Source organism: Ilumatobacter sp., assembly GCF_039969435.1.
GTDB lineage: Bacteria > Actinomycetota > Acidimicrobiia > Acidimicrobiales > Ilumatobacteraceae > Ilumatobacter_A.
This window is the reverse complement of record NZ_JBDVNU010000014.1, coordinates 41193-53640: the sequence shown is the minus strand read 5'-3', so window position 1 is coordinate 53640 and position 12448 is coordinate 41193. Positions and strand designations below refer to the sequence as shown.

The window sequence follows — 12448 nt, the reverse complement described above, 5'->3', positions numbered from 1 at the left end:
GAGGCAGTCCGAAGAAAAATTGGGGGAGCTCGAGTCGACCCGCCGGTGCGGGGGAGGGGTCGGACGTGGGCGGGTCAGGCGCCGTCGGATTTCGGGGTGACGCCGAAGCCCATCTGGCCGGAGGTTCCGCGCAGTGCGTCGAGGGGGTCGCGGACGTCGTCGGCGTAGCCGAGCGCGTAGGCACCGATCCGGTAGCCCATCAGCTTCAGCAGATCGTCGTCGAGGGTCAGGGCGACCTCGCGCGGGCACGAGAGGTACTGGTTCTCCTCCTGGCGGAGCCACGCCACGCAGTAGGTGAGGTTCAGTCCGGTGCGCACCCGGTCCGAGCGGTTGGCGCCGCCGCCGTGGTACACCTTGCCCGTGTAGAGCAGACACGAGCCCTTCGTCATCTCGGCCGGCACCGATTCCTCCACCGAGTGGCCGAGGTCCACCTCCCAGTCCTGACTCCCGGGGATCAGGCGGGTCGCGCCGTTCTCCTCGGTGAAGTCGGTCATCGCCCAGATCGTGTTGCACTGCGGGTGCACGTCGCTCGGGAACGCGAAGAAGTCGAACGCCCACTCGTCGCGATGGATCGACTGGCTCGGCGAGTCCGGGCCGATCGAGATCAGTTGCGTCAGGTGCACCTGGAACGTCGATGCCTGGTGCATCAGGCGCCCGGCCACGTCGAGGATCAGCGGGTGCGTGACCAGATCGCGACTCGACGGCGATCGAGCGATGAGAGCGCCCGTGCGTTTCGTCGTGCGCCCCGAGAAGTCGTCGGACCCGTGCGGGGTCGCCTCGACGAACGTCTCCATCTCGGCGGTGATCGCATCGATCGACTCCACCGATGCCAGATCGTCGATCACGAGCGCCCCGTCGCCAGCGAGGATCTCGTGGATCGCCTCGGCTGACGTGTCGGGCTGAACGTGGGTGATCGTCATGGCCCGACCGTAGTGCGGGGCCTCGACGGGTCGGCCTCCGCACACCGGTCGCCATGCCTCGCCTTCGAGCAGTCGGGCGACCCACCAGGGCAGTCGCGGTGACCGACAGCGTCAGCGCTTCGCGCGACCGGTGTCGTGAGCCCACATCGCGATCTCGACGCGGTTGCGCACGCCCAGCTTGGTCGTGAGGCTCGCGAGGTGGGTCTTGACGGTGCTGAGGCTGATGTGCAGATCGTCGGCGATCTCCGCGTTGGTCCGACCGGCCGACACGCGCTGCACCACCTCCTCCTCGCGCTGGGTCAAGGGAAACCTCGGCTCGGTCGACGTCACAGGAGTCGCGGACGCGAAGTGCTCCAGGAGTCGGGCGGTGATGCTCGGGGCGATCAGGGCGTCTCCGGCAGCGGCCGCCCGGATCGCCTGCACGAGCATCTCGGGCCCGGCGTCCTTGAGGAGGAATCCCCGGGCGCCGGCACGGAGCGCGCCGTGCACGTACTCGTCGAGATCGAACGTGGTGATCACCACGACCGGGATCGGTTCGGCGACGTCGGGCCCGCTGATCAGTCGGGTCGCCTCGATGCCGTCGAGTCGAGGCATGCGGATGTCGAACAGGCACACGTCGGGCCGCAGGCGCCGAGCCATCTCGACCGCGTCGCGACCGTCGACGGCTTCGCCGACCACCTCGATGCCGTCGTGGGCGTCGAGGATCATCCGCAGGCCGGTCCGGACCAGATCCTGGTCGTCGGCCACGACCACTCTCAACGCGGGCTGCAACGCGGGCCGCACCGTCACGACACGGCCTCGCGTGGGATCGTCGCCTCGACACGCCAGCCGCAGCCGTCGCCGGGCCCGGCCCGCAGCGTGCCGCCGAGCAACTCGGCCCGTTCGGTCATCCCGACGAGTCCGAACCCGCCCGCCCCGAACCCGCCCGACCCGGCCGCCGAGCGAGGCGTGGCACCGTCGTCGACCACGACGAGACGGACGGCATGCTCGGCGCCGTCGACGCTGACGCTGACCCGCGTCGCCCCGGTCGCGTGGCGTCGAGCGTTGGTGATCGATTCCTGCGCGATGCGGTAGAGGGCGGCACCGACGGTCGGGTTGACGTGGTCGACGCCGTCGAGCCGGATGTCGATGTGCGGGCCCGGCGACGTGCGGTCCGCGAGTCGCATGATCTCGGTCAGCCCGGCGAGCGGAGCGAGCTCGGCCGCGTCGTCGCTGCGTCGCAGCGTGCCGACGATGCTGCGCATCTCGGCGAGGGTGCGCGATGCCTCGGCCTCGATCACGGTCAGCGCGTCGAGCGCCGCGGCCGGGTCGGTCACACCCACCACGCGACCCGCCTGTGCCTGGATCGCGATGGCCGACACGTGGTGCGCCACGGTGTCGTGGAGTTCACGAGCCAGGAGTTCCCGCTCGCGGGTCTTGACCTCCTCACGGTCACGCAGGCGTGATCGCACGAGGTGGCGCACCTCGACTCCCAACACCGCCGGGAACAGGAACACGATCGCACCGCCGATCGCGTCGCCGACTCCCACGTACGCCACGACCTGGCTCGACGCGAAGGTCAGTGCCATCGCGCCCAGCCCGACGGCGCAGTGACGACCCGAACCCCAGCGGAACAGCGCGTAGACGTGGATGAGCAGGAACGCCGCCGTGTAGACCTCCACCGGTCCGCCGGTCACGATGCGTGCCACCTGGTCGAGTCCGACGACCGTGCCCATCGTGATCACCGTCGCCGGGAGCGGATGGGATCGGCGCCAGAGCAACGTGAAGCTGAGCAGCATCACGGCCACGGCCGACCACGGCGCCCACACGAGGTCGTCGCGCAGGAGCCCCTCGATCGCCGCCGACGGGACGAGGACACCGACGAGCGCCCAGTCCCGCCAGACCCGCCGTGGTGGATCGGTGACGGCGGGCTCGGCGAGCAGTGTCCTCACCAGACCGTCGTTCACGAACCCAATGTAGGCCGACGGACCCGACGGCGAGATCGGCCGAAGGGACGATCGCACATCGCCCGTTCGGGCGGGCGCGGAGCAACCGGATTCCCGATGTTCGGCGGACTCGACGTCACGACGATGAGATCCGTCGGACGCGACTGCCCCGACTCTCACGCCCGACTCTCCTCGAGGAACCCACATGTCTGCACTGCTCTACCGAATCGGCTCCGGTGCCGCCCGTCATCCGTGGAAGGTCGTGGGCGCCTGGCTGATCGTCGCCGTCGCGGTCGTGGCCGGGTCGGCCTCGTTCGGGCGCACCCTGAGCGATTCCTTCGAGGTGCCGGGCGTGGACTCCCAGGTGGCCACCGATCTGCTCACCGCGGCCGGCTCCGCCGATGCCGGCCTCACCGCGCGAGTGGTGGTCACACCGGTCGACGACGCGACCTCGCTGTTCGACTCGGTGCCGGCACGCTCGCTGCTCGCCGACATCCGCAGCGAACTCCTGGAGCTTCCCCACGTCCTGGCGGTGAGCGACCCGGCGACCGCGCTGGGCGCCGGTGCGGACGCGGCGATCGGGAGCGGAGGCGTGTCGGCCGACGGGCGCGTCGCCACCGTCGACGTGAGCTACGCAGAGTTGGACGAACTGGACCGGGCCGATCTCGAACGCTTCGTCGAGCTGGTCGACTCGGTGCCCGCCGATTCCGGCTTCCAGGTCGAAGGCGGTGGTGACCTCTTCTTCGCATTCGACGAACCCGAGCAGGGGTCGAGCGAACTGGTCGGAATCGTGATCGCGATGGTCGTGCTGCTCCTGGCGTTCGGGTCGGTGATCGCGATGGGCCTCCCGATCGGCATGGCGCTGTTCGGCCTCGCTGTCGGAGTGAGTTCGATGTCGCTCGTCGCGTACGTGATCGAGGTGCCGAGTTGGGCGCCGCAGATCGGCAGCATGATCGGGCTCGGCGTGGGCATCGACTACGCACTGTTCCTCGTCACGCGACACCGCGAGTTCCTGCATCGCGGCCTCGACGTGGCCGACGCGGCCGGTCGGGCCGTGGCCACCGCCGGTCAGGCCGTGATCTTCGCCGGGGGAACCGTCGTGATCGCGATCCTCGGACTCGCCGTGGCGGGCGTGCCCTTCATGACCGCCGCGGGCGTGGCGATCTCGGTGATCGTCCTGATCATGGTCGTTGCGTCCGTGACGCTGCTGCCCGCATTCCTCGGGATCTCGGGGCCGTGGATCGACCGCTTCGGCATCCACCGGAGGGGACACTCCACCGGCGACGGCGAGGGATGGCAGCGCTGGGGGCGCCACGTCGCGTCACACGCCTGGACGTACGCGATCGGCGTGACCGCGTTGCTGATCGCGTTGACGGCGCCGGTGCTCGCACTCGATCTCGGCTTCCCCGACGACGGGGCCCTGCCCGAGTCGAAGATGCAACGGCGGGCCTACGACCTCGTCGCCGAAGGATTCGGGCCAGGCGTCAACGGGCCGCTCGTGGTGGCGGTCGACCTGTCCGCGGTGGCCCCGGGTGCGGACCCGGCGGACGTCGACGCCGACATCGTCGCCCCCCTCGTCGCTGCGGTCACCGCCGATCCGGGCATCGCGTCCGTCGGTCCGGCCCGGATCGATCTCGACAACGGCGTGGCGACCTTCGTCGCACTCCCGACCACGGCGCCACAGGACGATGCGACCTTCGCGACCGTCCAACGACTCCGCTCCGACGTGTTCCCGGCGGCGATCGGCGACGAGTCCGCCACCGCTCACGTCGGCGGTTCGACCGCCAACTTCGGCGACGTCGCCGGTCGCGTCACCGATCGCCTCCCGGCCTTCATCGGCGCGGTGATCGTCCTGTCCTTCCTGCTGCTGATGTTCGTGTTCCGCTCGGTGCTCGTGCCACTGAAGGCGGCACTGCTCAACCTGCTGAGCATCGGTGCCGCCTACGGCGTGCTCGTGATGGTGTTCCAGTGGGGGTGGGGCAAGGACCTGATCGGCCTGGAGTCGACGGTGCCGATCGTGTCGTTCATCCCGATGTTCCTGTTCGCGATCCTGTTCGGACTGTCGATGGACTACGAGGTGTTCCTCCTGTCGCGTGTGCGCGAGCACTACGTGGCCACGGGTGACAACGACGAAGCGGTCATCCACGGCTTGGCCACCACGGCGCGGGTCATCACATCGGCGGCGTTGATCATGATCTCGGTGTTCGGCGGCTTCGTCCTCGGCAACGATCCGACGACGAAGATGTTCGGCCTCGGCCTCGCCACGGCGATCCTCGTCGACGCGACCATCGTGCGGATCGTGCTCGTGCCGGCGACGATGAAGTTGATGGGCGACGCCAACTGGTGGCTTCCCGCCTGGCTCGACCGCATCCTGCCGAACGTCGACATCGACGGCGAGGCCGGACCGGCGGCGCTGGGGGCCTCCACCGACCCCGTGCCGGCTCCGTCCGAGGATCGCGAACCCGCGACGGTCGGATCATGAACTCGCCCGACACGCCCGGATCCTGTGTGACGACGATGCGCGCCGTGGTCGCCGAACGATTCGGATCTCCTTCGACACTCGCCGTCCGCACCGTCGCCCTGCCTCGTCTGGCCGAGGGGCACGTGCGGGTGCGGGTACGGGCGGTGTCGCTCAACCCCGCCGACTGGCACGGTGTGGTCGGCCGTCCGTTCATCGCTCGACCGAGCCTCGGGCTTCGCTCACCGAAGCGGCTGGTGCCGGGGACCGACATCGCGGGAACGGTCGACGAGATCGGGCCGGGAGTGACGAGCTTCGCACCGGGCGACGAGGTGTTCGGATTCGTCTCCGGCGGCGGATGTGCGGAGTACGCGTCGGTCCCCGAGGCGACCCTCGCACCGAAGCCCGCCGCCGTCTCCTTCGACGCGGCTGCCTGCGCCGGGGTGGCGGCGTTCACCGCGCTCCAGGCGGTCCGCGACGTGGCTCGACTCGATGCCGGGAAGCACGTGCTCGTCAACGGAGCAACGGGCGGCGTCGGGCACTTCGCCGTGCAGATCGCGAAGTCGATGGGTGGTGAGGTCACCGCGGTGTGCAGCACGGCGCACGTCGACGCCGCGAGGTCACTGGGCGCCGACCACGTGATCGACTACTCGACGATCGACTTCACGACGGGTTCGACGAGGTACGACGCGATCCTCGACAGCCCGGGCAACCGCTCGCTGCGCGACTGTCGCCGCGTGCTGGAACCCGACGGGGTGTACGGGTTGATCGGTGGGAGCAAGGCACCGGTCCTCGGGCCGATCCCGCGTCTCGTCGCGGCCCGGCTGCTCGGCCTGGTGTCGTCGCAACGCTTCGCGCTCGTGTTCGGACGTGAGACGCCCCAGGACCTGGACGTCCTGCGCGCGATGCTGGACGACGGCTCGATCCGCCCGATGGTCAGCCGCACGATGTCGCTCGACGAGGTCCCTTCGGCACTCGTCGAGATCGGTCACGGCCACACCCTCGGCAAGCTCGTCGCTCACCCCTGACGCGACCAGCGGCCCGTCAGCGGTGCGGCCCGTCAGGCAGCGGCGCGGGTCCTGCGCAGGATGGGGTCGGCGAGACCGAGTCCCTTGTCGGCGAGCCACATCACCTTGCCGGCGGCGCCGGGCGTGGTGTTGTCGACCAGGTTGCCCATCACGGCGAGCGTGATGTTCGCGATCGACTCGGTGCTCACCGAGAACTTCAGGCCGGTCCTGAGGATCCACGGATGCCCGATGAGGAAGGAGAACCGACGGCCGGTGCGCAGGAACGCATCGAAGCGTTCGCCGACCAGCTCGTCGTAGCGTGCGGGCGCCGTGGCCGGATCCTCGACGAACAGGTCGGCGGCGAGCATCCCGGACTCCAACCCGTAGTCGATCCCCTCGCCGTTCATCGGGTTGACCAGACCGGCGGCATCGCCGACTGCGACCCATCCTCGCCCGAAGCGCTTCTGGGTGGACATGGGGAGCCGCCACGCACGCGGCCGCTCGAGGTTCGGACCGAGTTCCCAGTCGGGTTCCACGACGCGTCGGTACGACTCGATCATCGTGTTCAGGTTCAACTTCTTGAACCCCTTCATGGTGGACAGCGCACCCACACCGATGTTGACCGTGCCGTCGCCGGCCGGGAACATCCAGCCGTAGCCGGGGACTGCGGTTCCGTTCTCGTCCTTCAACGACAGCATCGCTTCGAGGTGCTCGTCGCCGTGTCGTGGCGTCTCGGCATACGTGCGGATCGCGAGCCCGAACGTCTCGCCCTCGACGCGGGTCGCGCCGAGCATGCGGGCCACCTGTCCGGGCGGTCCGGCGGCGACCACCGTGAGGCCGGCCTCGAACCTCTCCGACGGCCCGGTCACGGTCCGGTCGTCACTCGTCCTACGAGCTTCCACACCGAGCACCCGGTCGCCGTCCAGGATCGGGAACGCCTCGGTCTCGAAGCGGATGTCGGCACCGGCGGCTGCCGCAGCGTCGATCAGTGCAGCATCGAGACGACGCCGCGGCCAGACCGCGCCGTGGTTCGGGAAGCGGTCGGTCGTGGGCCAGTCGAGCTCGCGCGTCGTCGTTCCGGCGATCATCCGGAGACCACGGATGCGGTGTGCATCGGCCATGTCGATGTCGAGTTCGTTCAGGGCACCGACGGCCCGCGGCGTGAGTCCGTCGCCGCACACCTTGTCCCGCCCGTGCGGGCCCTTCTCGAACACGACGACCTTCGCGCCGAGGCGAGCGGCGCGGATCGCCGTGGCCGCACCGGCTGGTCCACCCCCGATGACGGCGACGTCGATCTTCTCCACGCCACCACGCTGCCGTGAAATCGGCGCGATCCCACGACGGAGCGACACAACAACCGTCACGCCCGCCGGTTCGAGGGGCCGGGCCGACGTCCGGTGTCGACGAATCCTTACCGAACCCTTCGATTTCGCGATCTCCAGCCTGACCTTCGAGGCGTTGCATGGTCCCCGTCAGCACGACACCGACCCCCGGGCGCACGCCCGATCCACAAGGAGCATCCACCATGAACAAGATCCGCACCGGCGTCCTCGGCGCCCTCGTCGCCGGGGGCTCGATCCTCGGCGTCACCGGCATCGCTGCCGCCGCCACCGACACCACGTCGACCGACACGACCGTGGTCGCGCCGGCACCCGACACCGCCACCGACACCGACACCGACACCGCGTCCGATGAGCCCGGCCAGCCCGGCGGGCCGGACGCCGGTCCGGACGTCGGGACCGATCGAACCGAGCGGCGCGAGGCGCATCGCGCGGAGCGCGAAGCCGATCGTCAGGAGATCGCCGACGTCCTCGGGATCACGGTCGAGGACCTCGGCGAACAGATGAGGGGTGGAGCCACCCTCGCGGAGATCGCCGAAGCGAACGGCGTCGACGTCGCCACCGTGGTCGACGTGATCGTCCAGCAGCGGACCGAGCGGCTCGACGAGGCGGTCGCAAACGGTCGGATCACCGCCGAGGAAGCCGCCGAGATCACCGCCGACCTCCCCGACCGGGTCCAGACCCGGGTGGAGGAGGGGCTCCCCCGGCGTGGCGACGGCGAAGGCCCACGGGGAGGCCGCGACGGGTCCTGCGATCGTGGCCCGAGCGAGGGGGACGCAACGGGTCCGGCCGACGACGTCGAAGCGCCGGCCGCGGACGAGGACGACGCGGGAAGCTGAGCCGGCCGCCCACCCGGACACCGGCCCCGAGAGCCGGCCGACCGAGTCCCCTCGCTCGGTCGGCCGGACCGACGCCATCCGAGCCGCACCCGCCGTCGGGTGCGGCTCTCGTCATCTAGATTCGAGCCAGCCCATGTCGACCATCCTCATCGCCGAAGACGACAAGCAGATCCGCGAAGCTCTCGATCGCATCCTGCGTTTCGAGGAGTACGACACGATCGTCGTCGGGGACGGTGCCGCCGCTCTCGAAGCCTTCGCGGAGCACGCGCCCGATGCGGCGATCCTCGACGTCAACATGCCCTTCGTCGACGGCATGAGCGTGATCCGGCGGCTCCGCGACCGCGGCAACAGGGTTCCGGTCCTCCTGCTCACCGCGCGCACCGCCACCGCCGATCGCGTCGAAGGGCTCGACTCCGGCGCCGACGACTACCTGTCCAAGCCGTTCGAACTCGACGAACTCCTCGCACGGATGCGGGCTCTGCTGCGGCGCACCGACCGCGGTGCCGTGTCGGCCGTGCACCACGTGGCCGACCTCGTGATCGACACGGCGAAGCGGACCGTCGTGCGTGGCGAGCGGGCGGTCGACCTGACGAAGACCGAGTTCGACATCGTCGAATTGCTCGCCCGCAATGCCGAGATCGTGCTGTCGCGCAGCCACATCTACGAGGACATCTGGGGATACGACTTCGAGTCGTCGTCGAAGTCGCTCGACGTGCACGTCGGCTACCTGCGTCGCAAGCTCGAGGAGGGCGGCGAGGCCCGACTCCTGCACACCGTGCGCGGGATCGGCTACGTGCTGCGACCGGCGACGGCCCGATGATCGACGACGACCCGATGATCGACGACGACATGGGTTCCGGGTCGGTGAGATCGGGGACCGTGGGTTCCGTGGCCGTGGGTTCCGTGGTCGTGGGTTCGGGGACCGTGCGGCGACCGGCACACGGGCGCTCGTGAGTCTTCGTTCACGCCTCGCCCTGCTGTTCGCCCTGGTGGCACTCGCCACGAGCGCGATGGTCGGGGCGTTCACGTATCGAACCACCACGCGCGAACTCTCGAACACGATCGACCGGTTCCTCGAGGCCCGGGTGCGGGACTACGCACAGGATCTCCGTGCCCTGGGCAACGACGTCGGCAACGGCGAGCAGGGTCCGGGTCCGGGTCGAGTACGTCCCGGTCAGGTCCGCTTCTTCGACGGTCTTCCCGTCGCCGACGACGATGCGATCGTCCAGATCACCCGCGACGCGGTGTCGGTCCGCTCGAGCACGATCGAACTGCCCGCGCCCTCCGGGCTCGACACGATCGACGAACTGCCGCCGGGCGGACTTCTCCTGGAGGACATCGACCTGGACGGCGAGTCGTACCGGATGGCGTCGCGGGCGTTCGGCGGTGGAGTCGTCGTCCAGGTCGCACGGTCGACGTCGGAAGCCGACGCGGTGCGCTCGGCGCTGGTCGGTCGGTTCGCGGTGATCGCGTCGTTCGTGGCTCTCCTCGCCGCCGGTCTCGGCTGGCTGATCGCGTCACGCACGACCGCACCGCTGCGACGTCTGACCTCCCTGGCATCGGTGGTCGGGGCGAGTGGCGGAGGGTCACGCGACCTCTCCGCCGAGCTGGGTGTGGTCGCCGCCGACGCCGCCCGTGACGACGAGATCGGCCAACTCGCCGCCGGGTTCCGGTCGATGCTCGAACGACTCGAGGCGAGTCGCCGTCAGCAACATCGTCTGATCCACGACGCGGGACACGAACTCCGCACGCCGCTGACGAGCCTGCGGATGAACGTCGAGATGTTGGAGCGGGCGGGCGACCTCCCCATGGACCAGCGCAACGAGATCCTCGGTGCGATCCGTTCCGAACTCGTGGAACTCGGTGACCTGTTCGACGAGATGATCGACCTCGCGACCGATCAGCGCGACGTGGACTTCCGCCCCGTTCCCGTCGACCTCGATGACGTGGTCCGCTCGGTGGTCGCCCGGTGGGAGCGGCGCGGCGACCGGCCGATCCGGATCGAGTCTCGGTCGTCGGTCGTCGACGGTGACCCGGTGATGCTGGCGCGTGCGGTCGACAACCTCGTCAGCAACGCCGACAAGTTCAGCCCGTCGGGCGCGCCGATCGACGTCGTGGTCCGGGACGGGTCCGTGAGCGTGCGCGATGCCGGTCCGGGCATCCCGGTCGCCGAACGCTCCGCCGTGTTCGGTCGGTTCCACCGCAGCGAGACCACCCGGTCGATGCCGGGGTCGGGCCTTGGTCTCTCGATCGTCGCTCAGATCGTCGAGGTCCACGGTGGCCAGGTGTGGGCGTCGGAGTCACCGGCGGGCGGCGCCGACGTCGGCTTCACCCTCCCCGTTCTCCTCCCCGACTGACGCCACCGACGAAACCTCTGTTGTTCGCTCCCGGACGGATCAACAGAGGTTGTGGCGTCGGTGAGCGTCGTCGCGGTCAGTGGGCCGGTTGGGTGATGGGTTCCACGTCGGGAGCGCGGTCGGCCCGTCGGCGGGCGACGAGGGTGTCGAGGCGGTCGGCGTCGAGGAAGGTGGCCAATCCGGCGACCATCGCGATGCCGAAGAACCCGACGAGGACGAACGTGTCGATCATGACGTGCAAGAGGACGCCGAACACGATCAGCGCCGGGCGGAGCCGCCTGACCCACAGCAGCGTGCCGAGGGCGAGTTCGACCACCAGCGTGGACCACGTGAGGAAGGCGACGACCCAGATGTCGTCGACGAGGACGCTCCACTCCCCGAATCGCTGGAGATCCTGCAGACGGAAGGCCGTCGACACCGCGGTGCCGTTTTGCCACAGTTCGCCGCTCTTGGACCAGAACGCGAAGAAGTAGACGACGATCATCTGGAGTTGCACGACGCGCAGGCCCCAGGGTGCGACCTGTGCCGAGGTCCAGAACGCTGCACGTCCGTGCCGGCGGATTCGATCCACCGACATCGCAGCACCGGTCGGCGTGAGTGCGAGCAGCAGCGTGAGGTTGCGCAGGATGATGTCGCCCGAGTTGAGGATCATCGTGTTGCGTCGTTGGATCGCGACGAGCAGGACGAAGGCCACCACCAGCCAGAGCGACGGTCGCCAGCCGACGATGATCGCGATGCCGGCCGTGATCAGTGCGAGCAGAGCGACGCCGACCGTGAGGGTCGAGTCCAACGGGAGAAACCGATCGAGGTCGTCGGCGAACTCGACGCCGACGAGAGCGTCGTCGCCGAGGAGCGCGCGCAGGTCGAGCATCATCGTGAGCGTCCAGAGGAGGATCGCCACGCCGATCACGACCCGTGCGATCGCCAGTGGCCATGCCGATCGCTCCGCGACGAACAGCCGGTGACCGAAGGTTCGGAGTGCTTCGCTCATGCGTCGCGCTCCCACACGAAGAACTCGAACTCGTTCCACCCGAGGTTCACCGACGGGCCGTCGGCGGTGAGCGGTTCGTGGTCGATCCAGCGCCGGATCAGCGTCACCCGCTCGGGTTGCTCCCCGTCGCGCACGTTCTGTCGGGCGATCCACTCGGCGGTCGGCGCCCAGTGCTCGTTGCGTTCGTCGAGGCGGACGCGCTCCTGCCACTTGTTCCACCGATATTGGCGGAATGCGCCGACGCCTGGTCCGAAGTCGGGCACGTCCCAGAAATCGATCGTGCCGTCGGCGTAGTCGAGGCGCGCGCGCACGTCGATCGACTGGCTGCGCGGGTTCGGGCTGAACACCGCCCAGTCCTGCACGAGGCCGATCCCCACGGCGGGTTCCCAGAGCGTGTCGAGGCGGTCGCGGACCGCCGACGAGGGCATGTTCGGAGCCACGATCCAGAACGACGACACGGCGACACCGACGCCCACCAGGAACCGACCGAACCGTCGACGAAGCATCCGGGTCTGCCAATCCTCGCCAACCGCCGGAGAGGAGCCGTCGGCGACCGCCGCAGAATGGTCGTCGTCGCTCCGGTCGGTCTCGGGCGCGTCGTCCACCCGCTC

At 69.5% G+C, this 12448-nt stretch carries 11 protein-coding genes; 5 read left to right on the top strand and 6 right to left on the bottom strand.

Annotated features, from left to right (window positions below):
* Nucleotides 1-74 precede the first annotated feature (74 nt).
* The 3 genes from ABJK40_RS07615 to ABJK40_RS07605 form a co-directional block, all read right to left on the bottom strand.
* Entirely contained in the window at nucleotides 75-920 is an 846-nt protein-coding gene (locus ABJK40_RS07615; protein ID WP_348480358.1) for a phytanoyl-CoA dioxygenase family protein, read from the bottom strand.
* 111 nt (nucleotides 921-1031) lie between these two features.
* Nucleotides 1032-1667, bottom strand: a complete 636-nt coding sequence (locus ABJK40_RS07610; protein ID WP_348480357.1) for a response regulator transcription factor — start codon at nucleotides 1665-1667, stop codon at nucleotides 1032-1034.
* 38 nt (nucleotides 1668-1705) lie between these two features.
* Nucleotides 1706-2866, bottom strand: a complete 1161-nt coding sequence (locus ABJK40_RS07605; protein ID WP_348480356.1) for a histidine kinase — start codon at nucleotides 2864-2866, stop codon at nucleotides 1706-1708.
* Nucleotides 2867-3050: 184 nt separating this feature from the next.
* On the opposite strand from ABJK40_RS07605, the gene ABJK40_RS07600 reads away from it, so the two are divergent.
* Both ABJK40_RS07600 and ABJK40_RS07595 read left to right on the top strand, forming a co-directional pair.
* Nucleotides 3051-5327, top strand: coding sequence for an MMPL family transporter (locus ABJK40_RS07600; RefSeq protein WP_348480355.1), 2277 nt, complete (start codon nucleotides 3051-3053; stop codon nucleotides 5325-5327).
* Nucleotides 5324-6331 carry an NAD(P)-dependent alcohol dehydrogenase gene (locus ABJK40_RS07595; RefSeq protein ID WP_348480354.1) on the top strand — a complete coding sequence of 336 codons (1008 nt, stop codon included), beginning with the start codon at nucleotides 5324-5326 and terminating at the stop codon, nucleotides 6329-6331. The genes ABJK40_RS07600 and ABJK40_RS07595 overlap by 4 nt, the downstream gene beginning before the upstream one ends.
* A 32-nt stretch (nucleotides 6332-6363) precedes the next feature.
* Here ABJK40_RS07595 and ABJK40_RS07590 read toward each other — a convergent pair whose 3' ends face one another.
* A complete protein-coding gene (locus ABJK40_RS07590; RefSeq protein ID WP_348480353.1) occupies nucleotides 6364-7614 on the bottom strand; it encodes an NAD(P)/FAD-dependent oxidoreductase in 1251 nt (416 codons plus the stop codon).
* A gap of 221 nt (nucleotides 7615-7835) precedes the next feature.
* On the opposite strand from ABJK40_RS07590, the gene ABJK40_RS07585 reads away from it, so the two are divergent.
* The 3 genes from ABJK40_RS07585 (at nucleotide 7836) to ABJK40_RS07575 (ending at nucleotide 10846) form a co-directional block, all read left to right on the top strand.
* Nucleotides 7836-8489, top strand: a complete 654-nt coding sequence (locus ABJK40_RS07585) for a hypothetical protein (RefSeq protein ID WP_348480352.1) — start codon at nucleotides 7836-7838, stop codon at nucleotides 8487-8489.
* Nucleotides 8490-8622: 133 nt separating this feature from the next.
* Nucleotides 8623-9309, top strand: coding sequence for a response regulator transcription factor (locus ABJK40_RS07580; RefSeq protein WP_348480351.1), 687 nt, complete (start codon nucleotides 8623-8625; stop codon nucleotides 9307-9309).
* 130 nt (nucleotides 9310-9439) lie between these two features.
* Nucleotides 9440-10846, top strand: coding sequence for a HAMP domain-containing sensor histidine kinase (locus ABJK40_RS07575; RefSeq protein ID WP_348480350.1), 1407 nt, complete (start codon nucleotides 9440-9442; stop codon nucleotides 10844-10846).
* Between the two features lie 76 nt (nucleotides 10847-10922).
* On the opposite strand, the gene ABJK40_RS07570 is transcribed toward ABJK40_RS07575, so the two are convergent.
* Both ABJK40_RS07570 and ABJK40_RS07565 read right to left on the bottom strand, forming a co-directional pair.
* A complete protein-coding gene (locus ABJK40_RS07570; RefSeq protein WP_348480349.1) occupies nucleotides 10923-11837 on the bottom strand; it encodes an HTTM domain-containing protein in 915 nt (304 codons plus the stop codon).
* Complete coding sequence (locus ABJK40_RS07565) at nucleotides 11834-12442, bottom strand: hypothetical protein (RefSeq protein ID WP_348480348.1); 609 nt, start codon at nucleotides 12440-12442, stop codon at nucleotides 11834-11836. Before ABJK40_RS07565 ends, ABJK40_RS07570 begins: the two co-directional genes overlap by 4 nt.
* Nucleotides 12443-12448: the final 6 nt, after the last annotated feature.